Consider the following 26,394-nt stretch of genomic DNA (forward strand, 5'->3'; position numbering starts at 1 on the left):
GTCTTTTACTGATTCGCGCTGGTTTCGAAAATTAGGAGAATAACCTTAGCTTTCTTTATCGCTCCCGTTTAGTCTTACGGCAAACTGCGGTTTTTGTTATATTTTCGCTGCCTCGTCGGGAAAAAATAAAGAGAGAATCAACATGAAATGGCTATGTTCTGTAGGTGTCGCGGTGAGTCTGGCATTGCAACCAGCGTTGGCGGACACTCTGTTTGGTAACCATCCACTGACGCCAGAGGCGCGGGATGCCTTCGTTACCGATTTACTCAAGCAGATGACCGTAGATGAGAAGATTGGGCAACTGCGTTTGATAAGCGTCGGGCCTGATAACCCGAAAGAAGCCATCCGCGAGATGATCAAAGACGGGCAGGTTGGGGCAATTTTTAACACCGTCACGCGCCAGGATATCCGCAAAATGCAGGATCAGGTGATGGATCTCAGCCGCCTGAAAATCCCTCTCTTTTTTGCCTACGATGTATTGCACGGTCAGCGTACCGTATTCCCGATAAGCCTCGGTCTGGCGTCCTCCTTTAATCTTGATGCGGTCAGAACCGTTGGTCGAGTGTCTGCGTATGAAGCCGCCGATGATGGTCTGAATATGACCTGGGCGCCGATGGTCGATGTCTCGCGCGATCCGCGCTGGGGCCGCGCCTCGGAAGGGTTTGGCGAAGATACGTATTTGACCGCCACGATGGGCAAAACCATGGTGGAAGCGATGCAGGGTAAAAGCCCGGCCGATCGCTATTCGGTGATGACCAGCGTCAAGCACTATGCCGCCTATGGCGCGGTTGAAGGCGGCAAGGAATACAACACTGTCGATATGAGCCCGCAGCGTTTGTTCAACGACTATATGCCACCGTACAAAGCCGGACTGGACGCCGGTAGCGGTGCGGTGATGGTGGGGCTTAATTCGCTGAACGGCACGCCGGCGACTTCGGATGCATGGCTGTTAAAAGACGTGCTGCGCGATGAGTGGGGCTTTAAGGGCATTACCGTTTCCGATCACGGCGCGATTAAGGAACTGATTAAGCACGGTACCGCCGCCGATCCTGAAGATGCGGTGCGTGTGGCGATCAAGTCCGGCATCAACATGAGCATGAGCGATGAGTATTACAGTAAATACCTGCCGGGGTTGATTAAGTCAGGTAAGGTGACGATGGCGGAGCTGGATGACGCTGCGCGTCATGTGCTGAACGTGAAATATGATATGGGGCTGTTTAACGATCCGTACAGCCATCTGGGGGCTAAAGAATCTGACCCGCAGGACACCAACGCGGAAAGCCGTTTGCACCGCAAAGAGGCGCGTGAAGTGGCGCGTGAAAGCCTGGTGCTGCTGAAAAACCGTCTGGAAACATTGCCGCTGAAAAAATCCGCCACCGTAGCGGTTGTCGGTCCGCTGGCCGACAGCAAGCGTGATGTGATGGGCAGTTGGTCTGCTGCCGGGGTTGCCGAGCAGTCGGTAACGGTGCTGACGGGGATTAAAAATGCCATCGGCGAGCAGGGCAAAGTGGTATACGCCAAAGGGGCGAACATCACCAACGACAAAGGCATTGTCGACTTCCTCAACCAGTATGAAGAGGCGGTGAAGGTTGACCCGCGTTCGCCGCAGGCGATGATTGATGAAGCCGTTAACGCCGCGAAGCAGTCTGACGTAGTCGTCGCGGTAGTTGGTGAAGCGCAGGGAATGGCGCATGAAGCCTCCAGCCGCACCGATATCACCATTCCGCAGAGTCAGCGTGACCTGATTACCGCGCTGAAAGCCACGGGTAAACCGCTGGTTCTGGTACTGATGAACGGTCGTCCGCTGGCGCTGGTTAAGGAAGATCAACAGGCCGATGCGATCCTCGAAACCTGGTTTGCCGGAACGGAAGGCGGTAACGCCATCGCCGATGTGCTGTTTGGCGATTACAACCCGTCAGGCAAGTTGCCGATGTCTTTCCCGCGCTCTGTCGGACAGATCCCGGTCTATTACAGCCATCTCAATACCGGTCGCCCGTATAATGCCGATAAGCCGAATAAGTACACGTCGCGCTACTTTGACGAAGCGAACGGTCCGTTGTATCCCTTTGGCTATGGCCTGAGCTACACCACATTCACGGTTTCTGATGTGAAACTCTCTTCTCCGACGATGAAGCGTGACGGGACCGTGACGGCCAGCGTGCAGGTGACCAACACCGGCAAACGCGAAGGTGCGACGGTGATTCAGATGTATTTGCAGGATGTTACCGCTTCAATGAGTCGTCCGGTAAAACAGCTGAAAGGTTTTGAGAAGGTGAATCTTAAGCCGGGTGAAACCCAAACCGTTAGCTTCCCAATTGATGTTGAAGCGCTGAAATTCTGGAACCAGCGTATGCAATACGATGCCGAACCGGGCAAGTTCAACGTCTTTATCGGCGTGGATTCTGCCAGAGTGAAGCAGGGCGAATTTGAACTGCTGTAATTGATATCATGCCTGATAGCGTGACGCTTATCAGGCCTGCGAAATCGTACCATCCGGTAAACTCACTTTGGGTTTGCCGGATTTTTTTTATTGTATTATCGCCTTACCGCGAGTAACTCTCAGTGTTACTACCCAATTGCCAGGTTAAGGCTTGATTTTTCGACTATGCTTTTTCCTCAAGTCTCTGAAAAGGGCCGTAAAAGAATGAGGAGTGCAGCATGATAATTTCAAAAGTTTGGGTGGGTTCGCTGGCGTTGTTAGCCGCGATCAGCTTGCCCTTACAGGCCGCGTCACCCGTCACGGTCGGTTCAAAAATAGATACCGAAGGGGCGCTGCTCGGCAACATTATTTTGCAGGTGCTCGAAAGTCACGGCGTGAAAACCGTTAATAAAGTACAGCTGGGTACCACTCCGGTGGTGCGTGGGGCAATCACCTCCGGTGAACTGGATATTTATCCGGAATATACCGGCAATGGCGCATTCTTTTTTAAAGATGAGAATGATCCTGCATGGAAAAATGCGCAGGCCGGTTATGACAAAGTGAAAAAGCTGGACGCAGAGCAAAATAAGCTGATCTGGCTAACGCCTGCGCCCGCCAACAACACCTGGACCATTGCGGTTCGCCAGGATGTCGCGCAAAAGAATAAGCTTGAGTCTCTTGCCGATTTAGGCCGTTACCTGAAAGACGGGGGGACGTTCAAACTTGCCGCCTCTGCGGAATTTATTGAACGGGCTGACGCGCTGCCTGCCTTTGAAAAAGCCTATGATTTCAAACTGAATCAGAATCAGCTGTTGTCGCTGGCGGGGGGGGATACCGCGGTGACGATTAAAGCGGCGGCGCAGCAGACCTCTGGGGTCAATGCGGCGATGGCCTACGGTACCGACGGTCCGGTTGCGGCGCTTGGTCTGCAAACATTAAGCGATCCGCAAGGCGTACAGCCCATTTATGCGCCAGCGCCCGTTGTGCGTGAATCGGTGCTGCAGGACTACCCGCAAATGGCAGAATGGCTACAACCGGTATTTGCCAGCCTGGATGAAAAAACGCTGCAACGGCTGAATGCCAGTATCGCCGTGGAGGGGCTGGATGCGAAAAAAGTCGCAGCAGACTACCTGAAGCAAAAAGGATGGGTGAAGTAACGGAGTTTGCAGCAGGTGGGTGTTTTGTCGAATATTTCAGTAAATCGGGTGCTGTTGCTGCTGGTGTTTCTTACCATCGCGGCGGCAGCGCTTCCTTTCATCAGCTATGCTCCCAATCGCCTGGTTTCCGGTGAAGGGCGTCAACTCTGGGATATCCAACCCGACATGGCATGGGGATTAGCGGCGGCCTGTGTGCTGCTGTTTCTTCTGTGCTTTGTACCGGGAAAATCCGGCAATATATTGACGCTTATCGTTAGCCAACTGTTGGTGATTGCGGCGCTGGTCATCGCCGGCACAACGGCAACGTATCTGGCTCAGACGGGTAGCCCGCTGGCCAGAACCAGCCTGGGCAGCGGGTTCTGGTTAGGGCTGGGACTGATGCTGCTGGCAGCCAGTGACGCCATTCGTCGCATCACCGAACGGGCGTCGTGGCGTTGGTTATTGCACGCACAAATATTCATTTTGCCGCTGGTGTTACTGCTCTCCGGTACGTTTAACGATCTTTCTCTGCTTAAAGAATATGCCAATCGCCAGGATGTCTTTAACGACGCGCTGGCGCAGCATCTGACGATTCTGTTCGCTACCGTGGTGCCCGCGCTGCTCATTGGCGTGCCGCTGGGCGTCTGGTGTACTTTTTCTGTCTCCCGTCAGGGGCCAGTATTCGCGGTACTGAACATCATCCAGACTATTCCCTCCGTCGCGCTGTTTGGCCTGTTAATTGCGCCGCTTGCCGGACTGGTGAAGCACTTTCCCTTGCTGGGTTCGCTTGGCGTAGCGGGAACCGGTCTGACGCCTGCGCTTATTGCGTTGGTGCTGTATGCGCTTTTACCGCTGGTTCGCGGCGTAGTGGCTGGATTGAATCAGGTTCCACGCGATGTACTTGAAAGCGCCCGGGCGATGGGGATGAGCGCGCGTCAGCGGTTTATCTCGGTGCAGTTTCCACTGGCGCTGCCGGTCTTCTTGCGCAGTTTGCGAGTGGTGATGGTCCAGACGGTGGGGATGGCGGTGATAGCCGCGCTGATTGGTGCAGGGGGATTTGGCGCGCTGGTCTTTCAGGGATTGCTCAGTAGCGCCGTTGATTTAGTGCTGTTGGGCGTGATCCCGGTCGTTGTGCTGGCTGTGTTGATTGATGCGCTGTTTGATTTAGGGATCGCGCTGCTAAAGGTATCGAATAATGATTGAATTTCGCCATGTCAGTAAAACCTATGGCCAACAAAAAGCTGTCGACGACCTTAACCTGCAGTTAGGAGAGGGCAGCTTTTCGGTATTAATTGGCACGTCAGGTTCGGGCAAGTCTACCACGCTAAAGATGATCAACCGGCTGGTTGAACATGACAGCGGGCAGATCCGTTTCGCCGGGGAGGAGATCCGCAGCCTGCCGGTGCTGGAGTTACGACGGCGCATGGGGTACGCGATTCAGTCTATTGGTTTGTTTCCCCACTGGACCGTCGCGCAGAATATTGCCACCGTACCGCAGCTGCAAAAGTGGTCACGTTCACGTATTGATGACCGAACAGATGAACTAATGGCGCTGCTGGGCCTCGAGGCGAGTTTACGTCACCGTTATCCGCATCAGCTTTCCGGCGGACAACAGCAGCGGGTTGGAGTTGCGCGTGCGTTGGCCGCAGATCCACAGGTGCTACTGATGGATGAGCCTTTTGGCGCGCTGGACCCGGTCACCCGCGGCGCGCTGCAGCAGGAGATGACGCGTATCCATCGTTTATTGGGACGTACCATTGTGCTGGTGACGCATGATATCGACGAGGCGCTGAGACTGGCGGAGCATCTGATTTTGATGGATGCGGGAAAAGTTGTGAAGCAAGGCACGCCGCTGTCGATGCTCACTGCGCCAGCGAATGATTTCGTGCAAACTTTTTTTGGCCGCAGTGAACTGGGCGTAAGGCTGTTGTCGCTGCGTACGGTAGGGGATTTTATCCGTCGCGGCGAACACTCAGACGGCGAGCCGCTGGTGGATGAGATGACGCTACGTGATGCATTGTCGGTGTTCGTGGCGCGTGGCTGCGATGTCTTGCCGGTCGTGACGCCTCAGGGGTTGCCCTGCGGGACGCTTCATTTTCGCGATTTGCTTTCGGAGACGCCGACCCGTGAAACGTCTTGCTGATCCATTGCTATGGCTTGTTGCGCTGTTTCTGATCCTGTTGATGGGGTTGCCTCACAGTCAGGCCCTGTTTAGTTCGCTATTTCCGACGCTGCCGCGTCCCGTATATCAGCAGGAAAGTTTTACGGCGTTGGCGTTGAGCCATTTTGCGTTGGTGGGGATTTCAAGCCTTATTGCCGTCATCATTGGCACCGGAGCGGGAATAGCGGTAACCCGGCCCTGGGGCGCGGAATTCAGGCCGATGGTGGAAACGATTGCCGCCGTGGGGCAGACATTTCCTCCGGTCGCCGTGCTGGCGATCGCCGTACCGGTGATGGGGTTTGGGCTTGAACCCGCGATTATCGCGCTGATTTTGTATGGCGTGTTACCAATCTTGCAGGCAACTCTGGCGGGACTCGGCGGAATTTCTCCCAGCGTGATGGATATCGCCAGCGGAATGGGCATGAGTCAGGGCCAGCGGCTGCGGAAAGTGGAGTTGCCGCTGGCGGCACCGGTTATTCTGGCGGGAATTCGCACGTCGGTGATTATTAATATTGGCACCGCTACGATAGCCTCAACTGTCGGGGCGAACACGCTGGGCACGCCGATTATCATCGGCCTGAGCGGGTTCAATACCGCCTATGTGATTCAGGGGGCGCTGCTGGTCGCGCTGGCTGCGGTGATAGTTGACCGCGGGTTTGAGCGATTAGCGAGCCACCTTACCCGGCACGTAAAATGAATGTGTAGCCTGCCAGCATGACGCCGCCGATACCGCCGATGGCCATCAGCAGGAAGAGGGTAATGACACCGATTTTAGCTGCGCTCATTATGCACTCCTTATGTGAATCTAAGGATTGTACACGTTTGTTAACAGAATATTAAGAGCCGATCCTGGTTGGCTTTAAATACCGAGCGGATAAATATCGTGACCTAACGCGCGCCATTCGTTCAGTTGTTGCTGCTGAGCAGGCGTTTGGCTTTCGCCGCACCAGACCAGTAAGGTTCGGCCTTCAAACAGTTCCGGTCGCAATTGGTTTAGCGAGTGGGCGAGGACGTCAACGCGCCATCCCTGCTGGCTGGCTACCCAACCCTCCAGCCATAAGCGGGTGGTATCATGAATGTTCCAGCCGACAACCAGGGCATCTTTCCCCTGTTTCTTGCGCGCCGAGGCCAGACAAATCGCGATGTAGTTGATGAGGACACCGTCGAGGATCCCCAGTAACGCCTGCAGGATCGGCTGCTGACATTGCAGGCGGCGGCGTAACGGAATGAACAAATGGGTGTTGAGCGTTTGTGCGGGATAATCCTGACCGCGCTCTTTGATCCACATCCTGAGGCTATGCAGATTATTACTTTGCAAATAGCTCAACAGCGTCTCTTGCTGTTCGCGCCAGCCGTTATGCACATCAATGTTCTCATTGCTGAGCAACATTTTTACCTTACTGACCTGAACGCCGTTATTTATCCAGCGTTTTATCTCACGGATCCGGTCAATATCCGCGTCGTTGAACAGGCGATGCCCGCCGTCTGTTCGCTGCGGTTTCAGTAATCCGTAACGCCTCTGCCACGCGCGTAAAGTGACAGGGTTGATATCACAAAGCAAAGCCACTTCACCTATTGTGTAAAGCGCCATCGTCGTCTCACTTATGCTCGCGAGGTCCCAGTTTTACTTTAGACGCTCTTTTGCGAACCAGGTAGTTTTGTCTGTTTTTTGATCAACAAATGGGTGAGTTTGTAGTCATGCTCGCGCTTTCGAGTGATCGTTCTCACAAATTCCTTTTTTTTTGCAACACTTCAAAGAAAGTTACGCGCAGCCCATGTATGTTACGCGCTTTTAAGTGATGTGTGGTTGGCAGGTATGTACGAGTTTAATCTGGTGTTGCTGCTGCTTCAGCAGATGTGTGTGTTTCTCGTTATCGCGTGGCTCATGAGCAAAACGCGTTTGTTTATCCCGCTGATGCAGGTCACGATCCGGCTCCCGCACAAGCTGCTTTGCTACGTTACCTTTTCCATTTTCTGCATTTTGGGCACCTATTTCGGGCTGCACATTGATGATTCTATTGCTAATACCCGAGCTATCGGCGCGGTGATGGGTGGGCTGCTTGGCGGCCCGGTGGTCGGCGGTTTGGTCGGTCTAACCGGTGGCTTACATCGTTATTCAATGGGCGGAATGACGGCGCTCAGTTGCATGATTTCGACCATTGTCGAAGGTTTGCTCGGCGGGCTGGTGCACAGCGTGCTCACCCGTCGTGGCCGTACCGATAAAGTCTTTAGCCCACTGACCGCGGGTGCCATTACTTTTGTCGCCGAACTGGTGCAGATGCTGATCATCTTGTTAATCGCCCGGCCGTTTGACGATGCGTTTCGGCTGGTCAGTAATATCGCCGCGCCGATGATGGTGACGAATACCGTGGGCGCAGCCTTATTTATGCGTATTTTGCTCGATAAACGGGCGATGTTTGAAAAATATACCTCTGCTTTTTCCGCCACTGCGCTCAAAGTTGCCGCCTCAACGGAGGGTATTTTGCGCCAGGGGTTTAACGAGGTTAACAGCATGAAGGTCGCTCAGGTGCTGTATGAAGAGCTGGATATCGGTGCTGTGGCAATTACCGACCGCGAGAAGCTGCTGGCATTTACCGGCATTGGTGACGATCACCATCTACCCGGAAAACCTATTTCGTCGTCGTACACCCAACGGGCGATAGAAACCGGAGAGGTGGTGTATGCCGATGGGAATGAAGTCCCTTACCGCTGCTCTTTGCACCCGCAATGCAAATTAGGCTCGACGCTGGTGATCCCTTTGCGGGGGGAAAACCAGCGGGTGATGGGAACCATCAAACTGTATGAAGCCAAAAACCGCCTCTTTAGCTCGATCAACCGCACGCTGGGGGAAGGGATCGCCCAGTTGCTTTCGGCGCAGATTCTGGCCGGGCAGTATGAGCGGCAAAAAGCGATGCTCACGCAGTCGGAAATCAAACTCCTGCATGCACAGGTGAACCCCCATTTTTTGTTTAATGCGCTCAACACCATCAAAGCCGTGATCCGACGTGATAGCGAGCAGGCCAGCCAACTGGTGCAGTATCTGTCGACGTTCTTTCGCAAAAACTTAAAACGTCCGTCGGAGATTGTGACGCTGGCTGATGAAATTGAGCACGTTAATGCCTATCTGCAAATTGAAAAGGCGCGATTTCAGTCGCGCCTGCAGGTGACTTTAACGGTGCCAGATGCGCTTTCGTATCAGCAATTACCTGCCTTTACCCTACAACCTATTGTGGAGAATGCCATTAAGCACGGTACCTCTCAGCTACTGGATACCGGCGAAGTGTCGATTACCGCCCGCCGCGAAGGGCAGTATCTGATGCTGGATATTGAAGATAACGCCGGGTTGTATCAGCCAACGTCTGAGGCCAGCGGATTGGGTATGAATCTGGTTGATAAACGACTGCGCGAGCGGTTTGGCGACGATTTTGGCATCAGCGTAGCGTGTGAACCTGACCGCTTTACCCGAATCACTTTACGACTTCCTCTGGAGGAACTGGCATGATCAAAGTGCTGATTGTCGATGACGAACCGTTAGCGCGGGAGAATCTGCGGATCCTGTTGCAGGCGCAAAGCGACATCGAGATCGTCGGCGAATGTTCGAATGCGGTGGAAGCCATCGGCGCGGTACATAAACTGCGTCCGGATGTCCTGTTCCTTGATATTCAGATGCCGCGTATCAGCGGTCTGGAAATGGTTGGCATGCTTGATCCTGAGCATCGTCCGTATATTGTTTTCCTTACTGCGTTTGATGAATATGCGGTGAAAGCTTTTGAAGAACACGCGTTTGATTATCTTCTCAAACCGATTGAAGAGGCGCGACTGGAAAAAACGCTGAGCCGTTTGCGTCAGGAGCGCACAAAACAGGATGTATCGCTACTGCCGGAGAATCAGCAGGCGCTGAAGTTTATTCCGTGCAGCGGCCACAGCCGAATCTATCTGCTGCAAATGGATGACGTGGCGTTTATCAGCAGCCGCATGAGCGGCGTGTATGTGACCAGCAGCGATGGTAAAGAAGGTTTCACCGAACTGACGCTCAGAACGCTGGAAAGCCGTACACCTTTACTGCGCTGCCATCGGCAGTATCTGGTGAATATGGCGCAATTGCGGGAGATCCGTCTGGAAGAAAACGGTCAGGCCGAACTGATTTTACGCAACGGGCTGACAGTTCCGGTAAGTCGCCGTTATCTTAAAAGTCTAAAAGAGGCGATTGGACTGTAAAACTGATACACTGCGCGCCATTGCATCACCGACAGTTGAAGGCTCTATGCTAAGTAACGATATTCTTCGTAGCCTGCGCTACACCCTGAAAGCGAACAATAACGACATGGTGCGTATTCTTGCGCTTGCTGACATGGAATCCACCTCCGCAGGTTTTGATACCTGGATGACAAAAGAAGATGAAGCCGGGTTTATTCGTTGCCCGGATATCATTCTCTCCGGATTTTTAAACGGTCTGATTTATCATCTGCGTGGTAAAGACGAGTCTGCGCCGGAACTGGCGCTTGAGCGTCGTGTTAACAACAATACGGTGCTGAAAAAGCTGCGTATCGCCTTTTCGCTGAAAACCGATGACATTCTGGCCATTATGACCGAGCAGAAGTTTCGTGTGTCGATGCCGGAAATTACCGCCATGATGCGCGCGCCGGACCATAAGAACTATCGCGAATGCGGCGATCAGTTTCTGCGTTATTTCCTGCGGGGTTTGACGTCGCGAGTGCACAAAACGAAAGCGTAAAACGACGCTGGCGACCGCGATGAATTTCGGGTCGCCAGGATGTTATTTCACCTCTTTAAAACCTGCCGATTCCATTACCGTTTGCATTTGCTTCATGCTGATATTTTTATCGGCTTTCTCAGAAAGCTTCATCCCGGAAATTGCCTGTAACGCTTTTATATCGACTTTTTCCATATCGATAGTGACATTTTCCTGCGCGTAGGTATCTGTATAGGTGAGCTTTTCTTCTACGCCTGCAATATTTTGATATTTAGCGCTTAACGCGTCGAATACTTTTGCGGCTTCCTCTTTATTGCTGGCGCCGACAGACGCATAGCTGATTTTACTTTCGGAGCTTTGTTTCAGAACTTTGTCACCTTTATAGGTGTAAGAGACGGTGATATCCGAACCGTTAAGATTGGCATTGAATGTTTTCGTCTCTTCTTTTTCACCACAACCCGCCAGGGAAAAAACCACAACCGATGCCGCGGCGAGAGAAACTAATTTTTGTAACGCTGTCATGTAAAACTCCATTTTATGAATATCGAATGCTAAATAATAATTCTAATGAATATGATGGGGCCGGGCGGCCTTAATAGCAGAGCAGTATAGAATAAATCTAATAGCGATGGCTAAGCAGTCCGAAAATGGAGTGGGGGAGTGTGTTTAAGATTAAAGGTAAATCCCTCAGCAAAAAAAAAGCGCTGCAGTTGCAGCGCTCGAGATGTCTGATTTATTTCACCTGTTGGCCAGGTTTTGCGCCTTCGTCCGGGCTTAACAGGAAGATATCTTTCCCGCCAGGACCTGCCGCCATGACCATCCCTTCAGAAATGCCGAAGCGCATCTTACGAGGTGCCAGGTTAGCAACCATAATGGTCTGACGTCCAATCAGGGTCTGCGGATCCGGATAGGCAGAACGAATACCAGAGAAGACGTTACGCTTCTCGCCACCGAGATCCAGCGTCAGACGCAGCAGTTTGTCAGAACCTTCCACAAACTCGGCGTTTTCAATCAATGCCACACGCAGGTCAACTTTGGCGAAATCGTCAAAGGTAATGGTTTCCTGAATCGGGTCATCCGCCAGCGGGCCGGTTACTGGTGCGGCAGCGGCCTTCACTTCTTCTTTCGACGCTTCCACCAGCGCTTCAACCTGTTTCATGTCGATGCGATTGTAGAGCGCCTTAAAGGTGTTGACCTTGTGACCGAGCAGCGGTTGCTTAATGGCATCCCAGCTCAGCTCGCTGTTCAGGAAAGCTTCTACACGTTCAGCAAGCGTTGGCAGAACCGGTTTCAGGTAAGTCATCAGGACGCGGAACAGGTTGATACCCATGGAGCAGATCGCCTGCAGGTCGGCATCGCGGCCTTCCTGTTTAGCAACGACCCACGGAGCCTGTTCGTCAACGTAGCGGTTTGCCACATCGGCCAGCGCCATGATTTCACGGATAGCTTTACCAAATTCACGGCTTTCCCATGCTTCGCCAATCACCGCAGCAGCGTCAGTGAAGGTTTTATACAACGCCGGGTCGGCCAGTTCAGCAGCCAGTACGCCGTCAAAACGCTTGCTGATAAAGCCTGCGTTACGTGATGCCAGGTTGACTACTTTGTTGACGATATCGGCGTTTACACGCTGAACGAAGTCTTCCAGGTTCAGGTCGATATCATCAATGCGTGAAGAAAGCTTCGCTGTGTAGTAGTAACGCAGGCTGTCGGCGTCAAAGTGCTTCAGCCAGGTGCTGGCCTTAATGAAGGTACCGCGAGATTTGGACATCTTCGCACCGTTTACTGTCACATAACCGTGTACGAACAGGTTGGTCGGCTTACGGAAGTTGCTGCCTTCCAGCATCGCCGGCCAGAACAGGCTATGGAAGTAGACGATGTCTTTACCGATGAAGTGATACAGCTCGGCGTCGGAATCTTTCTTCCAATACTCATCAAAACTGGTCGTGTCGCCGCGCTTATCGCACAGGTTTTTGAACGAACCCATATAGCCAATTGGTGCATCCAGCCAGACATAGAAGTACTTGCCTGGCGCATCCGGGATTTCAAAACCGAAGTATGGGGCATCGCGGGAAATATCCCACTGCTGCAGGCCGGATTCGAACCATTCCTGCATTTTGTTGGCGACCTGCTCCTGCAACGCGCCGCTGCGTGTCCAGGCCTGCAGCATCTCGCTGAATGACGGCAGGTCAAAGAAGAAGTGTTCGGAGTCGCGCATTACCGGCGTCGCGCCAGAAACGACGGATTTCGGCTCGATAAGTTCGGTCGGGCTGTAGGTTGCGCCGCAAACTTCACAGTTATCGCCATACTGATCCGGAGATTTACATTTCGGGCAAGTGCCTTTAACGAAACGGTCCGGCAGGAACATGCCTTTTTCCGGATCGTAAAGCTGGGAGATAGTACGGTTCTTAATAAAACCGTTCTCCTTCAGGCGCGTATAAATCAGCTCAGACAGCTCACGGTTCTCTTCGCTGTGCGTAGAGTGGTAGTTGTCATAGCTGATGTCAAAACCCGCAAAATCAGTCTGATGCTCCTGACTCATTTCACCGATCATCTGCTCTGGCGTGATCCCAAGCTGCTGTGCTTTCAGCATGATTGGCGTACCGTGTGCGTCGTCCGCGCAGATGAAGTTAACCTGGTGGCCGCGCATTCGCTGGTAACGGACCCAGACATCAGCCTGGATGTGCTCCAGCATATGGCCGAGGTGGATAGAGCCGTTGGCGTACGGCAGCGCGCACGTTACCAGAATTTTCTTCGCGACTTGAGTCATAGTGGGCAATTACTTCTTTTGTAGTGAAAAGGGCTTTGATAGTACCAAAATGGTAATTACTGCGCCAAGCGATAAGGGCATTTATCCGTAAATGAATAATTGTTGCGGTTGGAGTAAACTACCTGGTGACTATTGTATTTTCAGAACAACAAAAAGGAGTCGGGATGAACGCACAATCCCAGGCCAAATCACCAGAGACCCTGCGCGCGATGGTTGCCGGGACGCTGGCGAATTTTCAGCATTCAACCCTGAAGCATAATCTGACGACGCTTAAAGCGTTGCATCACGTCGCCTGGATGGATGACACGTTGCACGTTGAGCTGGTCATGCCGTTTGTCTGGCAGAGCGCGTTTGAGGACTTAAAAGAGCAATGTAGCGCCGATCTGCTGCGTATTACTGGTGCGAAAGCGATCGACTGGAAACTGTCGCATAACATTGCGACGCTGAAACGCGTGAAAAACCAGCCGGGCATTAATGGTGTAAAAAACATCATCGCCGTCAGTTCGGGTAAAGGTGGCGTGGGTAAATCCTCTACTGCCGTGAACCTGGCGCTGGCGCTGGCTGCCGAAGGGGCGAAGGTAGGGATACTGGACGCCGATATTTATGGCCCGTCAATCCCGACGATGCTCGGTGCGGAAAACCAGCGTCCAACCTCTCCAGACGGTACCCATATGGCGCCGATCATGTCTCACGGCCTGGCGACAAACTCTATTGGTTATCTGGTTACTGACGATAATGCGATGGTGTGGCGTGGCCCGATGGCCAGCAAAGCCCTGCTGCAGATGCTGCAAGAAACCTTATGGCCGGATCTTGATTACCTGGTACTGGATATGCCGCCGGGTACGGGTGATATCCAGTTGACGCTGGCGCAAAACATTCCGGTCACGGGTGCTGTTGTGGTGACCACTCCGCAGGACATCGCGCTGATCGATGCGAAAAAAGGCATCGTGATGTTCGAAAAAGTCGAAGTGCCAGTGCTGGGTATTGTTGAGAATATGAGTATGCATATTTGCAGCAACTGCGGTCATCACGAGCCAATCTTCGGCACCGGTGGCGCGCAGAAACTGGCTGAGCAGTATCACACCCAACTGCTGGGACAGATGCCGCTGCATATTTCTCTGCGTGAAGACCTGGATCGTGGTACGCCGACGGTCATCAGCCGTCCTGACAGTGAATTTACCGCCATTTACCGCGACCTGGCAGGACGTGTCGCTGCCCAGCTCTACTGGCAAGGGGAAGTGATTCCGGGTGAAATTGCCTTCCGCGCGGTGTAATTAATAGCGTTAAAAATATTCACTGAATCAATAATGAATTGATTCAGTGAATATATTGGATGAAAAATCTCACTCAATTATTTATCCGGACTGTATAATTCATCTCTTTTTCTGAATAAACGCCCTCAATTCATCATTTAAATTGATCAAATTGGTCGAATTAATCTACAATCTCAATTAGTCTTAGCGAGGCAGTTAATCCATAATCTACTGGAAAGACGGCTTGTGTGCTGTTTCCCAACCGATACAGGAATAATGAACGTAATGAAAAAAAATTATTCTTGGGAGTTATTACTTTGGCTTATGGAATGAGCGCTTCTGCTTTCGCCACAGATACTGCCACCTTGAATATCAATGGTTGGGTAACTGAACCCACCTGTAGCGCTGATGCCGGGTGTATATTTCAGATAAAAATGATGGGTTAACGACAATTAATCTAGATATGACATCTGGACCAGCAATGATTTTTCAGTAAGTAGAATTTAAGCTTTACAGTAACGCATAAACCCATCACGTGTCAGTTTTCATTACCCCGATACGAAATTAAAATGCCAGATACAACATTAAATGAGATGCTCACGGTTAATAATACCAAATCGGGTTCCACAAATCTGGTATTGAATTGCGAAAGTATATATAACGTTACCACCAATCCCGTCACTTTTAAAGTGGTGCGCGGTGACTGGGATGAAAGCGGGAAAATACTAAAAAACACGATAGCAAATGGCGCCAAAGGGGTGGGGTTCCAGATATATAATGGCACCGCGACTTCTCCCCTAAAACAGGGGGATAATCTGATGAACAGAATGACCAAACTGGAAGCAATCAGTAATCAGTACACTTTCCCTATCACTGCGAAATATGTTCGCGTGACAGGGGAATCATTACTGCCTGGTGAAGTACAAAGTAAAGTGATATTTGCAGTATCTTATGACTAATTGATTTGCGGGTATTTCACGTACTTTCTTGCTGAAAGTACGTGTTTTTTCTATTAACGATGATAAAAAATCTCGCCGTCGTAGGCTTTAATGATCTTACCGTCAGCATCGTTGATCAGCACGTACGCACCACCCATGTAGGTCCAGTGGGTACCGGCGGTAGGGGCTGGCAGGTTGCGTTGGTTCCATTGCTTAATCGCATATTCGTCAGTACGGTACAGCGGTGGGACCGTGTCACCAGGTTTAAAATGGGTAAAGTCGGCGATGAAACCGCTCAACTCATACTTATCAATTCCGGTGGGAGCAGCTGTTGCGGCCGGCGCGGCCCAGACGACGCTGCTTGCAAGCAGGAGTGCACCCAGCAACATTTTATTCTTCATACCCATCCTCTTTACCTGTTCGGGTCATCAACATCAGTCGTGTATCATTCCTGGCTTATAGGGCATCTGACAAGAACTTTTTTGTGTTCACGCCAGTCATTTCGTAAAAAGTGTAAATGAATGTACAGAATTACGACAATCTCGAGCGCAAGATCCATCACGAACTGCAAGATAGCGAACAACAGTGTGCGATTAATCGGGTCTGGCGGCTGATGAAGTGTCCCGGGAAAAGGCTCAGGTCGGGGACCGAAGCCTACGAGCGCGTAAAGGGGAGGCCAGTATCGTGACGCCAACAGGCTCCAGCGGCAGTTCAATCCGGAAGCACCGGATGAACGTTGGGTAACGGACATATATATAAATTTAACTATACGATTTTAATTTTATCGCAGCGGTAAACGGTTGGATAATTAAAGTCATAAAGTTTAGATTCAGAAAAGTTAAAGATATTTAAAATAATTCGGAGCAGAATATTTTCTAGTGATGAAACAGATATTTCACACTAATTAGATAATGTATTTCATATAAAGGATGGGGGAATTATAAATCGTTTTTAGTGAAGTGCAGTTAATGAAGCACGATCGCTACTGCTAATGAATTGGTTTGCTAACTCACCGAATTCATCTAGATCATTTTTTGTAATTAACAAAATGACTCCTTAGCTAAAAATTAATAAGAAAAAAGGGGCGTTATAGCCCCTCCATAATTTAAGCTACTGTATCTAATATTTCTGATAAGAAATCTGTAAAGTTAGGGAATGATCCAAAGACATTTTCGGTGCCTACATTATCTCTAATTTCAAAAAGGTTTGTTTTACTATCGTAAGTAAATATAGAGATACTATCATTGCCAATCAATAATCGCTCACTTAAATCAGGATTGATGTAATCATCATTATCCCTATAAAAATCATTCATAATAAACAAGTTTCTTACTAATGGCTCTGGTATGGATAGGCTAAATAAGATTAAGCCATCAAATTCAAATCCATCCATTGTTTCTAAAAATGTAACATAATCAGGTTGATTTACTAATAATAAGTAAACTTCATCACCTAGCTTATCAAGTGTTGGACTTAAGATAGAAGTTGATTTTCGCTTATTTATACTCAAAATGTATTGGTCTGTGATAGGCTCTTCTATTGGATAATTCCAGTTGGTCATTTTGCTTTTCAAATCATTCAGGATTTCACTAATATTATTACTCATTTAAATTCCTAATAATTAATTTAGCAGATAAATTGAACCAGTTGGCACAGCCCAAAAATAAAAATGATTCCAGTAATAATTCTAATTACGAGATTTATTAATCCCAATGAACCAGCCTTCATCTATGTTGCGTTGTGTATTGTCATATACCTCATCAGCCATAGCTCGATGCTTCCTCTTATATGGATGAGTATAATAAACAATGTTCCGTTTCCTTTCTGGTATATCATAAATAGAGGGTACTTTTGTATAGTGATACTCTTCTGCGTCTAATTCGTAATAGATTCGTGATTCATCGAAAGCTCTGAAAGGGATCAATATATGCTGAAAATCCTCAGGGGCTAGCTCCCTTCCGGCATCCCATGCCCGGATAAGCCTAAATTCTCTCATGTAAAACCTTCATGAAGTAAAAAGTTTATATTATCATCGGCCGATGCGTGGTCAATTATTTAGATTGTGAATGCTTCAAATGATATTCATTGGTTTCATGGGTGAAATGCAAACTTGGAAATGATTCAGGTTAATTATTTTATTCACTGATTAAAACCCTTCTTTTCTTCTGTCCTTTGAACAGAAACTATAGTTGTGAGTAAAATTTACTTGAATGATTTCTAATGTGAAAGAACCTACGGCTCCTTCAACCGACATAACCACGGTGATGATCTGATGCACAGTAAAACGGGCTTTACGCATAGCGATCTCCTTCGTTGGCAGATTGAGTATGCTGGAAGATATCTCTAGATGTGAATGGCACGATTATGCGGGATGTTTACAGGACGCCGGTCAGGGGCTTGCTTTAGCAAGCTACTTCCTCTACGCTGTTAATATTATTGGAATTTATGTAACTAAATGACTCGGGGTGCCCTTCCTGGTGAAGGCTGAGAAATACCCGTACCACCTGATCTGGATAATGCCAGCGTAGGGAAGTCTGACACTGCTCGTGTCCCTTCTTCGCGCGGGCAGGAGCTGAACCATGCAGCCTGACCTGCACAGCCGCACACTCGCGGCTCACACCTTACACCAATTTAGAACGCTTTCCCCTCTCACACACTGCATGACCAACGAGGTCGTGCAAAGCTTTACGGCCAATACGCTGCTGGCGCTGGGCGCATCACCTGCAATGGTAATCGAGCCCGAGGAAGCCAGTCAGTTCGCGGCTATTGCCAGTGCATTACTGATTAACGTCGGCACCTTAACCCGGGAACGGGCTACGGCGATGCGCGCCGCAGTTGAGCGGGCACAACTTGCTAAAACCCCGTGGACGCTCGATCCCGTTGCCGTGGGGGCGCTGGAGTTTCGTCGTCGCTTCTGTCTGGATTTGTTGGCGCTACAGCCTGCGGCTATCCGCGGCAACGCTTCGGAAATACTGGCTCTGGCGGGTATGAACGGCGGGGGACGCGGCGTGGATACGACCGATACGGCAGCCGCTGCGCTTCCCGCAGCGCAGGCACTGGCTCGTCAGGTTGGGACCATTGTCGTGGTTACCGGCGAAATTGACTATGTCACCGATGGTCAGCGTACCGTCTGCGTGAACGGGGGGGACCCGTTGATGACGCGCGTGGTGGGCACCGGATGCGCGCTGTCGGCGGTCGTTGCGGCCAGCTGCGCCCTTCACGGTGACCGGCTTGATAACGTCGCCTCCGCCTGTAGCTGGATGAAACAGGCTGGACAAATAGCCACTCAACAATCAACCGGACCGGGCAGTTTTGTCCCGGCATTTATCGACGCCCTCTATAACCTGAATGCGCAGGAGCAACTATGAAACGGATTAACGCATTAACCATTGCCGGAACCGATCCAAGCGGTGGCGCAGGTATTCAGGCCGATTTAAAAACGTTCTCGGCGCTTGGCGCTTACGGCTGCTCGGTTATCACGGCGTTGGTGGCGCAAAATACGCGCGGGGTGCAGTCGGTGTATCGCATTGAACCTGACTTTGTCGCCGCACAACTGGATTCGGTGTTCAGTGATGTGCGTATCGACACCACTAAAATCGGTATGCTGGCGGAAACGGATATTGTTGAAGCGGTCGCCGAACGCTTGCGTCGCCATCGGGTGCAAAATGTCGTGCTGGATACCGTGATGCTGGCGAAAAGCGGCGATCCGTTGCTGTCTCCTTCGGCGGTTGAAACGCTGCGTACCCATTTGCTGCCGCAGGTTTCGATTATCACCCCAAATTTACCCGAAGCAGCGGCGCTGCTCGGGGCTCCCCATGCGCAGACTGAGCAGGAGATGTTAGAACAGGGAAGGGCGCTGCGGGCGCTGGGCTGCGAGGCGGTGTTGATGAAAGGCGGTCATCTGGAGAATGCGCAAAGCCCCGACTGGCTCTTTACCCGTGATGGCGAACAGCGTTTTACCGCGCCAAGGGTGATGACCAAAAATACCCACGGTACTGGCTGTACGCTATCGGCGGCGCTGGCGGCGCTGCGTCCGCGCCATGACAACTGGGCACAGACAGTGCAGGAAGCTAAGTTGTGGCTTTCAGCGGCATTGGCGCAGGCCGACACCCTGGAAGTCGGTGAGGGAATTGGTCCGGTGCATCATTTCCACGCGTGGTGGTAATGAGTATACTGGCTGCAGAAACGGCTGCAGGAAAAAGATAAATGGAACAAGCGCATACCCAGCTTATCGCGCAACTGAATGAACGTATTTCCGCGGCAGATAACACGCCGCTGTATATGAAATTTGCGCAAACGGTTAAAAACGCTGTGCGTAGCGGGATTCTGGAGCATGGAAACATCCTGCCCGGCGAGCGCGATCTCAGCCAGTTGACTGGCGTTTCGCGAATTACGGTTCGTAAGGCGATGCAGGCCCTGGAAGAAGAAGGTGTCGTGACGCGCGCCCGCGGTTACGGGACGCAAATCAACAACATCTTCGAGTATTCGCTAAAAGAAGCGCGTGGTTTTTCACAGCAGGTGGTGTTGCGCGGTAAAAAACCAGATACGCTGTGGGTTAACAAGCGGATTGTGCCTTGCCCGGAAGAGGTAGCGCAGCAGCTGGCTGTTGCCACGGGAAGTGACGTCTTCCTGCTCAAGCGCATTCGCTACGTAGATGAAGATGCGGTTTCTATTGAAGAGTCATGGGTTCCTGCCCATCTAATCCATGACGTGGATGCCATCGGCGTTTCACTGTATGACTATTTTCGCAGCCAGCATATTTTCCCGCAGCGCACCCGCTCACGTGTCAGTGCCCGAATGCCTGACGCAGAGTTCCAGGCGCACATTCAAATGGACAGCAAAGTGCCGGTGCTGGTGATCAAGCAGGTAGCGCTTGACCAGCAGCAACGGCCCATTGAATACAGCATCAGCTATTGTCGAAGCGATCTATACGTGTTTGTGTGCGAGGAGTAACGCCTCGCGCGTAGGGGCGCAATCGCCGCCGCGATGCCCAACTACCCAGGACGCCACGGCGTTTCCAAGCAGTACCGCGTCAGCCAGCGACCAGCCAGACGCCAGTCCGGCCAGCATGCCGCCAGCGTGGCTGTCACCTGCGCCAATAGTATCAACGACCGCTGTCGCAAATGCCGGAACGCAACCGGAAGTTTGGGTGCTGAAATACCACGCACCGTCTTTATCGTGGCGTACCACCACCGGTGTGGCGAAACGTTGCACCCATTGTGCGCCAAAACCTTCTATATCCTGGCTTAATGCAAACCGCTCGGCGGCAATTTCCGCCTCCTGCCGATTGAGCGATACCAGTGGACGGCAGGCCATAATTCTTGCCAGTAAGGGCTCGGGAATGTCGCCGATGCGTGGGCCAAAATCGATAAACGGCGTCACTTCCTCCAGCCCTTCCAGCCAATGCACCAGCAACTCACCACACGGAGAGGCTAACTGATAGCCCGAGAGATAAACCAGGCTGTGACGTGGGATCTCCAGCTGTGCCAGCCAGTCAGCGTTCCACTGATTTTCGACGCCACTAAAGGACATAAAGGTACGTTCGCCATCCGGCTCGACCAGAGCCAGACACCAGCCGTTATCGCCTGCGGCGTTATCGATCAGGCTGTGCAGTCCCTCTTTTGCCATCCGGTTGCGGATAATATCGGCCCACACCCCCTGACCCAGCGGTAAAGCATTACTGGCGTCGATACCTAACCGCTTGAGTGCTACGGCAATATTGAGCGCACAGCCGCCAACGTTCACCCCTTGCTGTTTGAGTTCAATGTCACATCCGCGCCAGGGAAGGGCATACGCATCGGCAATGACATCAATCACCGCCGCACCCACCACCGTAACGGGTCGCTGTGTGCGTAACTGCGGGAGAAGTTGTTGCAGACGCGTGGTGCTCATAGTGCCTCCCGCTGCTCGCGCAGTCGCATCAATCCACTGGCGTAGCGGATAAAGTCCAGCTGATTTACCGCATCGAGCTCATGTTTCAATGCCGGATTAATCGCACTTACGCCGTGGAGCGCGCCACAAATGGCAGTTGCCATCGCCCCGATGGTGTCGGTATCGCCCCCGAGGTTCGCGCACAGAATGGCGCAGCGGTTAGGATCGGTCTGCGCCAGCTCAACCATAGCGATGGCGCATGGCACGGATTCAATGGTACTGGTTCCGGCCCCTACAACCTGATACAACTGCTCGCAGGCAGACTCAATGCCGTCAGCGTTACGGACAATTTTCAGCGCCAGTTCAAGGCGTGCAGAGAGCGATGCGCTAAAGGTAGTGATCCTTTTTTGCTGCGCATGCCGGGCAATGGCTGGCAGCGCGTCGACAATCTCTGACCATTTTCCGCCGTCGATAGCGCGTGATACCGCCCACGCGACCACCACTGCGCCAGCGATAGCCAAATCCGATTTATGTGTCGGGCTGGAGGCTAATGCCACATCATCGATAAAGGCATCGAGATCGCGCGCGGGGAGCAGGCATCCCAGCGGTGAAACGCGCATTGCCGCTCCGTTGGTAACGCCGTTATTTTCCAGTTCGGCGACAGGTTTGCCGTCGCGAATGGCTTTTAGCGCAATTTTTGAGGTCGGGCCGAGCACGTTTTTATTAAAAGCATCAAAACGTTCAGCCCAGCCCAGAATATTGCGGCCAATAACGTCGGGTACAATCTCTCCGTCGCACTCAAGCAGGGCATCAGCCAGACACAGCGCCATGGAGGTGTCATCAGTGAACTCCGCCTGGTTAAAATAGCAGGCGGCATTATTCTCCGCAGGGCCGGGTAAAAAACGGTCGATCCAACCGAAATGGGCTTTAACCCGGGTTCTTGGCCACAGTTCCGACGGCATACCCATCGCATCCCCTAACGCCTGCCCATAAAGAGCACCGAGAATACGTTCTGCTTTCATTTTACTTCCCCTTGTTTCAACGCTACATCGCGATCGTCCACCTTAATGGCGGTGATTTCTTTATCTGACTCGCGAAAGAAAATCATAAACATTACGGCAATGACGGCGATCATGACCGCGCCAAATCCCCACATGCCAGCCCAGTTAAAGGTAAGACCATTCACCGGTTCCTGATAAGCAAACATTTTTTCCATCATCACGCCGCCCAGACGATAACCGAGCAGGCTACCGAATCCCTGACAGCAGAGGGTGATAAGCCCTTGCGCCGCGGTGCGCATATGTACGGGCGCTTTTTTATCGACATAAATGTAGGCTGTGACGTAGTAGAAGTCGTAACTGACGCCGTGCAGCAGAATGCCGAGAAACAGCAGAGCGTAAGTGAAATATTCTTCCGCGCCGCCGTAAACGAAAAATCCGTAGCGGATAGCCGCAGTAATAAGACCAAGCAGCAATACCTTTTTAATGCCAAAGCGTTTGGTGAAAAACGGTAGCGCCAGCATAAAGAAGATTTCAGAGAACTGGCCCAGCGTCATCCAGCCGGTGGCGTTTTTCATCCCGACTTCTGTCAGATAACCGTTGGCAAAGATGTAATAGAACGCCAGCGGCATCGCGAACAGAAAAGAGCAAAAGAAAAAGACGAGGAAGTTCTTATCCCGCAGCAGGATCAGCGCATCCAGACCCAGCATGACCTTGAAATCCATTTTGCCGGTACTTTTCGGCGGCGTATCCGGTAAATAGAACGCAAAGACGCCTAACAGAGCGGAGCTTCCGGCAGTGATAAGCAGAGGAATATTGGTAGGGGAGATGTCACTATAGCCAAGCATTTGCGGTAAGAAACCGCAGGCCAAACCAGAGGCGATCCAGCCAATGGTCCCCATCACACGGATGCGCGGGAAATCACGCTCAACGTCACTGACGTTGGCAAAAGCGATACTGTTGGTCAGCGCAATCGTCGGCATATAGGTCAACGAATAGGCCAGTAACAGCGGGAAAAATCCGCTGAAGGTGGTTTGCTGGGCGGCGAAGTACATCAATATAGCGCCGACGAACATCAGCACCGCCAGCACTTTTTGCGCGGAGAAAAAACGGTCAGTGACAGAACCGACCAGGATGGGCGACAGGATCGCAGCAATCGCGGTACAGGCATAGGACCAGCCGATCTCCCCGGCGCTAAAGCCACTTTTACTCAGCCACAGCCACAGCGGTACAAACCAGGCGCCCCAGATAAACCACTCTACAAACATCATGAACGACAGCTTAACTGTAGTTTTCATCTTTAAATCCTTCATGACAGGTAAGGTACGCACTGATAGTACCATTCGATAATACCTTTAAAATACCTTTGAGGTCTAAATTTGACCGCCTTAACATTATTTCTTCCTGAATCGAGCCAGCAGAAGTTGCTGAAAAGTGCGCTAAAGATGGAAAAAAAACGCAGTCGGTACCAGGCTTATTGCTGCCCGCAACAAAGCGGGTCAGGACAATCCACATTCCGGTTTCAAATCGGAACTTACGGGAGCATAGCTATGACTGATATTGCGCAGTTGCTTGGCAAAGATGCCGACAACCTTTTACAGCATCGTTGTATGACCATTCCTTCTGACCAACTTTACCTGCCTGGACATGATTACGTCGATCGCGTGATGGTGGATAACAACCGTCCGCCAGCGGTGCTGCGTAATATGCAAACGCTGTATAACACGGGCCGACTGGCTGGGACAGGTTATCTGTCAATTCTACCGGTGGATCAGGGCGTGGAACACTCCGCGGGGGCATCGTTTGCGGCTAACCCGCTGTACTTTGATCCGAAGAATATTGTGGAACTGGCTATCGAAGCAGGGTGTAACTGCGTGGCATCGACCTATGGCGTGCTGGCTTCCGTCTCCCGTCGCTACGCGCACCGCATTCCGTTTCTTGTAAAAATTAACCACAACGAAACGCTGAGCTACCCCAATACGTTTGACCAGACGCTGTATGCCAGCGTAGAACAGGCATTCAATATGGGCGCGGTTGCGGTAGGGGCAACCATCTATTTCGGTTCAGAGGAGTCCCGTCGCCAGATTGAAGAGATTTCTGCGGCGTTCGAGCGTGCTCATGAACTGGGGATGGTCACCGTGCTGTGGGCGTATCTGCGTAACTCCGCGTTTAAAAAAGATGGCGTGGATTACCATGTTTCCGCCGATCTCACCGGGCAGGCTAACCATCTGGCAGCCACTATCGGGGCGGATATCGTTAAGCAGAAAATGGCGGAAAATAACGGCGGGTATAAAGCAGTCAACTTTGGCTACACCGACGATCGCGTTTACAGCAAGCTGACCAGCGACAACCCAATCGATCTGGTGCGTTATCAGTTGGCGAACTGCTATATGGGGCGCGCCGGATTAATTAACTCTGGCGGTGCGGCTGGCGGCGAAACCGATCTGAGCGATGCGGTACGTACGGCGGTGATTAACAAACGTGCTGGCGGCATGGGGCTGATTCTTGGACGAAAAGCATTCAAGAAAACCATGGCTGACGGCGTTAAGCTGATTAACGCCGTGCAGGATGTTTATCTGGACAGCAAAGTCACCATTGCCTGATCCCAGTTGGAGTGTCGTCGTGTTAACGCAGTAGCGGACAACCCGGCGGCAGTCTGCAACGTAGCGCTGCGGGCAGGATTTCAATATGAAATTCTTGTCCGCTAAGCGGTTCGCCATCGAGATTAAACGTAATTTCGTGCGGGGCGCGGATATCAAACCACGATGATGCGCCTTCGATGATGTTAGGGTTGTCTTCGGATTGCGTTAACGCCGAAAGTAGCCCTGGCAGCAGCTCTTCGCCGGTAAAAATACGCAGTTGCAGCAGACCATCGTTGATCAGCGCCGTCGGGCAAAGCTGTTGCCCACCACCGGCCTGACGACCATTACCGATACCAATGACCAGCGCCTTACCCTGCCAGTGAAAATCTTCCCCACGAATGTCGCAGATGTCGGGTTTGAGCGTATCCATGCGCATTAATCCGTGAATAAAGTACGATACGCCACCTAATGCGGCCTTGAGTTTTTCTGGCGTCTCGGTGGTGATGCGTGTGCCGAAGCCGCCGGTCGCCATATTGATAAAACAGGTTTTATCATTGACCTGAACCATATCGATATCAGTCGCATTTCCGGCGATAGCTAGTTTTAACGCCTTATCAAGGGCGTCGGGTATGCCTACGCTGGTTGCAAAATCATTCGCCGTTCCCAACGGTAAAATACCGAGCGCCGGGATATTGCCGCCCTGCGACTGGATCAGCGCCGTCGAGACTTCGTTAATTGTGCCGTCGCCGCCGCCGGCAATCACCGTTGCAACGCCTAACTGGCGAGCTTCATCAACGTAGCGTTGTGCGTCGCCTTTTTCCCAGGTAACGCGAACATGGATTTCCACGCCTTCATCGCGTAGCTCTGCAATGACATCACGCAGGGGGAGATTATCAGCACTTTTTCCGTTGAGGATCAGTAAACTGGCAGGGAACGCTATCATCCGTTTGCCTCACTTTTTTTCGTTTTAACAAGTGTACGCCAGGAATGGGTTTATGGCGTAAGAACTGACTGAAAGCGAAGGCGAAGAGATAAAAAAAGCCGCAGGATGCGCAATACTGTTCAGTTAAGCATTATGGGGAACATGTGATTCTTGCTCAGGGTTCCGTTCACCTCGGCGGTAGCAATTCTCTGAAGCGCAGATACCCGTGAACGTGCAAGGGAGGCTCACCGCCGCCTCCCTTGCAACCCAGGCTCCCGGCGGGGAAATCGTCGCTGCGCGATTCATTCGTCTTATGCCGTCTGCCTGTCGGGTCGGGGCCGGGCCTGCGTCCCTGCAGGCCGTCCCCTCTGCCCGCATCCCTGCGGGCAGACCCGGTCAGCCGTCAACGCCTCATCGATTTTCAGCCGGAACGGGGTCATCGCTGCAACGCACTGACTTTCAGTTAAATCTGTTTTGCTGTTCAGATAAAAAACGCAGGGGGTCAGGTGTGGGCTGGTCCGGCTGAAAATTGCCGACGTGTTTCCGTAAGGCCGGGAGAACTCGCAGGGATGCGGGTTCAGGGCGCGTTTTACAGGGAAGTTTCCTCGCGCCCGGCCCGGTAGCCTGGAGGAA

The 26,394-nt window shown here is 51.8% G+C and carries 25 protein-coding genes, 2 pseudogenes and 1 riboswitch; of the genes and pseudogenes, 16 read left to right on the forward strand and 11 right to left on the reverse strand.

The window, feature by feature from the left end:
- Window positions 1-142 precede the first annotated feature (142 nt).
- The 5 genes from bglX to GFC06_RS12540 all read left to right on the forward strand — a co-directional run bounded on the left by bglX (window position 143) and on the right by GFC06_RS12540 (window position 6,413).
- Complete coding sequence (gene bglX, locus GFC06_RS12520) at window positions 143-2,440, forward strand: beta-glucosidase BglX (RefSeq protein ID WP_072034073.1); 2,298 nt, start codon at window positions 143-145, stop codon at window positions 2,438-2,440.
- A gap of 218 nt (window positions 2,441-2,658) precedes the next feature.
- Window positions 2,659-3,576 (forward strand): glycine betaine ABC transporter substrate-binding protein OsmF, encoded by a 918-nt coding sequence (osmF, locus tag GFC06_RS12525; RefSeq protein ID WP_016153696.1) that lies wholly within the window; start codon window positions 2,659-2,661, stop codon window positions 3,574-3,576.
- A gap of 15 nt (window positions 3,577-3,591) precedes the next feature.
- On the forward strand, window positions 3,592-4,758 hold the full coding sequence (locus tag GFC06_RS12530; protein WP_016153695.1) for an ABC transporter permease: 1,167 nt from the start codon (window positions 3,592-3,594) through the stop codon (window positions 4,756-4,758).
- Window positions 4,751-5,698: an ABC transporter ATP-binding protein gene (locus tag GFC06_RS12535; protein WP_016153694.1), complete on the forward strand. Its 948-nt coding sequence runs from the start codon at window positions 4,751-4,753 to the stop codon at window positions 5,696-5,698. The genes GFC06_RS12530 and GFC06_RS12535 overlap by 8 nt, the downstream gene beginning before the upstream one ends.
- Window positions 5,682-6,413, forward strand: a complete 732-nt coding sequence (locus tag GFC06_RS12540) for an ABC transporter permease (protein ID WP_049281973.1) — start codon at window positions 5,682-5,684, stop codon at window positions 6,411-6,413. The genes GFC06_RS12535 and GFC06_RS12540 overlap by 17 nt, the downstream gene beginning before the upstream one ends.
- On the opposite strand, the gene GFC06_RS12545 is transcribed toward GFC06_RS12540, so the two are convergent.
- Both GFC06_RS12545 and mlrA read right to left on the reverse strand, forming a co-directional pair.
- The gene (locus GFC06_RS12545; protein ID WP_003027354.1) at window positions 6,394-6,501 is read right to left on the reverse strand and encodes a protein YohO; all 108 of its coding nucleotides are present in this window, start codon (window positions 6,499-6,501) and stop codon (window positions 6,394-6,396) included. The two genes, GFC06_RS12540 and GFC06_RS12545, sit on opposite strands and share 20 nt — an antisense overlap.
- A 74-nt stretch (window positions 6,502-6,575) precedes the next feature.
- Window positions 6,576-7,307, reverse strand: coding sequence for an HTH-type transcriptional regulator MlrA (mlrA, locus tag GFC06_RS12550; protein WP_016153692.1), 732 nt, complete (start codon window positions 7,305-7,307; stop codon window positions 6,576-6,578).
- A gap of 225 nt (window positions 7,308-7,532) precedes the next feature.
- Between mlrA and GFC06_RS12555 the strand changes: the two genes are divergently transcribed.
- The 3 genes from GFC06_RS12555 to GFC06_RS12565 are packed head-to-tail and all read left to right on the forward strand — an operon-like array spanning window position 7,533 to window position 10,451.
- The gene (locus GFC06_RS12555; RefSeq protein WP_016153691.1) at window positions 7,533-9,218 is read left to right on the forward strand and encodes a sensor histidine kinase; all 1,686 of its coding nucleotides are present in this window, start codon (window positions 7,533-7,535) and stop codon (window positions 9,216-9,218) included.
- Window positions 9,215-9,934: a two-component system response regulator BtsR gene (gene btsR / locus GFC06_RS12560; protein WP_016153690.1), complete on the forward strand. Its 720-nt coding sequence runs from the start codon at window positions 9,215-9,217 to the stop codon at window positions 9,932-9,934. The genes GFC06_RS12555 and btsR overlap by 4 nt, the downstream gene beginning before the upstream one ends.
- A gap of 46 nt (window positions 9,935-9,980) precedes the next feature.
- Window positions 9,981-10,451: a YehS family protein gene (locus tag GFC06_RS12565; RefSeq protein ID WP_016156965.1), complete on the forward strand. Its 471-nt coding sequence runs from the start codon at window positions 9,981-9,983 to the stop codon at window positions 10,449-10,451.
- A gap of 42 nt (window positions 10,452-10,493) precedes the next feature.
- On the opposite strand, the gene GFC06_RS12570 is transcribed toward GFC06_RS12565, so the two are convergent.
- Both GFC06_RS12570 and metG read right to left on the reverse strand, forming a co-directional pair.
- Window positions 10,494-10,952 carry a YehR family lipoprotein gene (locus tag GFC06_RS12570; protein ID WP_141875420.1) on the reverse strand — a complete coding sequence of 153 codons (459 nt, stop codon included), beginning with the start codon at window positions 10,950-10,952 and terminating at the stop codon, window positions 10,494-10,496.
- Between the two features lie 211 nt (window positions 10,953-11,163).
- On the reverse strand, window positions 11,164-13,197 hold the full coding sequence (gene metG, locus GFC06_RS12575) for a methionine--tRNA ligase (protein WP_047501004.1): 2,034 nt from the start codon (window positions 13,195-13,197) through the stop codon (window positions 11,164-11,166).
- A 164-nt stretch (window positions 13,198-13,361) separates the two neighbouring features.
- Here metG and apbC point away from each other — a divergent pair, with 164 nt between their 5' ends.
- The 3 genes and pseudogenes from apbC to GFC06_RS12590 all read left to right on the forward strand — a co-directional run.
- A complete protein-coding gene (gene apbC, locus GFC06_RS12580) occupies window positions 13,362-14,471 on the forward strand; it encodes an iron-sulfur cluster carrier protein ApbC (RefSeq protein ID WP_016153686.1) in 1,110 nt (369 codons plus the stop codon).
- A 227-nt stretch (window positions 14,472-14,698) separates the two neighbouring features.
- Window positions 14,699-14,896: a DUF2574 family protein gene (locus tag GFC06_RS23490; RefSeq protein WP_407643783.1), complete on the forward strand. Its 198-nt coding sequence runs from the start codon at window positions 14,699-14,701 to the stop codon at window positions 14,894-14,896.
- A gap of 54 nt (window positions 14,897-14,950) precedes the next feature.
- Window positions 14,951-15,409 (forward strand): annotated as a pseudogene (locus GFC06_RS12590) (fimbrial protein); the annotation flags it as partial.
- Between the two features lie 53 nt (window positions 15,410-15,462).
- Here GFC06_RS12590 and GFC06_RS12595 read toward each other — a convergent pair.
- Window positions 15,463-15,795, reverse strand: a complete 333-nt coding sequence (locus tag GFC06_RS12595) for an RcnB family protein (RefSeq protein ID WP_019077205.1) — start codon at window positions 15,793-15,795, stop codon at window positions 15,463-15,465.
- 140 nt (window positions 15,796-15,935) lie between these two features.
- On the opposite strand from GFC06_RS12595, the pseudogene GFC06_RS12600 reads away from it, so the two are divergent.
- Window positions 15,936-16,140, forward strand: a pseudogene (locus GFC06_RS12600) (IS3 family transposase); the annotation flags it as partial.
- Between the two features lie 353 nt (window positions 16,141-16,493).
- Here the strand turns inward: GFC06_RS12600 and GFC06_RS12605 are convergent.
- Together GFC06_RS12605 and GFC06_RS12610 are read right to left on the reverse strand one after the other, a co-directional pair.
- Window positions 16,494-16,994 carry a YrhA family protein gene (locus tag GFC06_RS12605; protein ID WP_153690211.1) on the reverse strand — a complete coding sequence of 167 codons (501 nt, stop codon included), beginning with the start codon at window positions 16,992-16,994 and terminating at the stop codon, window positions 16,494-16,496.
- Window positions 16,995-17,534: 540 nt separating this feature from the next.
- Window positions 17,535-17,687 carry a hypothetical protein gene (locus tag GFC06_RS12610; RefSeq protein WP_153690212.1) on the reverse strand — a complete coding sequence of 51 codons (153 nt, stop codon included), beginning with the start codon at window positions 17,685-17,687 and terminating at the stop codon, window positions 17,535-17,537.
- A gap of 152 nt (window positions 17,688-17,839) precedes the next feature.
- Window positions 17,840-17,936, forward strand: a riboswitch (TPP riboswitch).
- Window positions 17,937-17,967: 31 nt separating this feature from the next.
- Between GFC06_RS12610 and thiM the strand changes: the two genes are divergently transcribed.
- From thiM to GFC06_RS12625, 3 genes are read left to right on the forward strand one after another with little or no spacing between them, the layout of a single operon-like run.
- Complete coding sequence (gene thiM, locus GFC06_RS12615) at window positions 17,968-18,756, forward strand: hydroxyethylthiazole kinase (protein ID WP_153690213.1); 789 nt, start codon at window positions 17,968-17,970, stop codon at window positions 18,754-18,756.
- Window positions 18,753-19,553, forward strand: a complete 801-nt coding sequence (thiD, locus tag GFC06_RS12620) for a bifunctional hydroxymethylpyrimidine kinase/phosphomethylpyrimidine kinase (protein WP_049281969.1) — start codon at window positions 18,753-18,755, stop codon at window positions 19,551-19,553. Before thiM ends, thiD begins: the two co-directional genes overlap by 4 nt.
- Before the next feature lie 41 nt (window positions 19,554-19,594).
- Window positions 19,595-20,341: a GntR family transcriptional regulator gene (locus GFC06_RS12625; RefSeq protein ID WP_016153677.1), complete on the forward strand. Its 747-nt coding sequence runs from the start codon at window positions 19,595-19,597 to the stop codon at window positions 20,339-20,341.
- Here GFC06_RS12625 and GFC06_RS12630 read toward each other — a convergent pair.
- Genes GFC06_RS12630 through GFC06_RS12640 form a run of 3 tightly spaced genes read right to left on the reverse strand, consistent with a single transcriptional unit; the run spans window position 20,315 to window position 23,555 of the window.
- Window positions 20,315-21,280, reverse strand: a complete 966-nt coding sequence (locus GFC06_RS12630) for a PfkB family carbohydrate kinase (RefSeq protein ID WP_080858893.1) — start codon at window positions 21,278-21,280, stop codon at window positions 20,315-20,317. The genes GFC06_RS12625 and GFC06_RS12630 overlap by 27 nt on opposite strands.
- Complete coding sequence (locus GFC06_RS12635; protein WP_049281967.1) at window positions 21,277-22,281, reverse strand: ADP-ribosylglycohydrolase family protein; 1,005 nt, start codon at window positions 22,279-22,281, stop codon at window positions 21,277-21,279. Before GFC06_RS12635 ends, GFC06_RS12630 begins: the two co-directional genes overlap by 4 nt.
- Window positions 22,278-23,555, reverse strand: coding sequence for a nucleoside permease (locus GFC06_RS12640; RefSeq protein ID WP_103766531.1), 1,278 nt, complete (start codon window positions 23,553-23,555; stop codon window positions 22,278-22,280). The genes GFC06_RS12635 and GFC06_RS12640 overlap by 4 nt, the downstream gene beginning before the upstream one ends.
- A 252-nt stretch (window positions 23,556-23,807) precedes the next feature.
- On the opposite strand from GFC06_RS12640, the gene fbaB reads away from it, so the two are divergent.
- Window positions 23,808-24,860 (forward strand): class I fructose-bisphosphate aldolase, encoded by a 1,053-nt coding sequence (fbaB, locus tag GFC06_RS12650; protein WP_016153672.1) that lies wholly within the window; start codon window positions 23,808-23,810, stop codon window positions 24,858-24,860.
- 22 nt (window positions 24,861-24,882) lie between these two features.
- Here fbaB and yegS read toward each other — a convergent pair whose 3' ends face one another.
- Window positions 24,883-25,782 (reverse strand): lipid kinase YegS, encoded by a 900-nt coding sequence (gene yegS, locus GFC06_RS12655; RefSeq protein ID WP_016156953.1) that lies wholly within the window; start codon window positions 25,780-25,782, stop codon window positions 24,883-24,885.
- Between the last annotated feature and the right edge of the window lie 612 nt (window positions 25,783-26,394).

It is taken from the genome of Citrobacter braakii (genome assembly GCF_009648935.1).
GTDB lineage: Bacteria > Pseudomonadota > Gammaproteobacteria > Enterobacterales > Enterobacteriaceae > Citrobacter > Citrobacter braakii.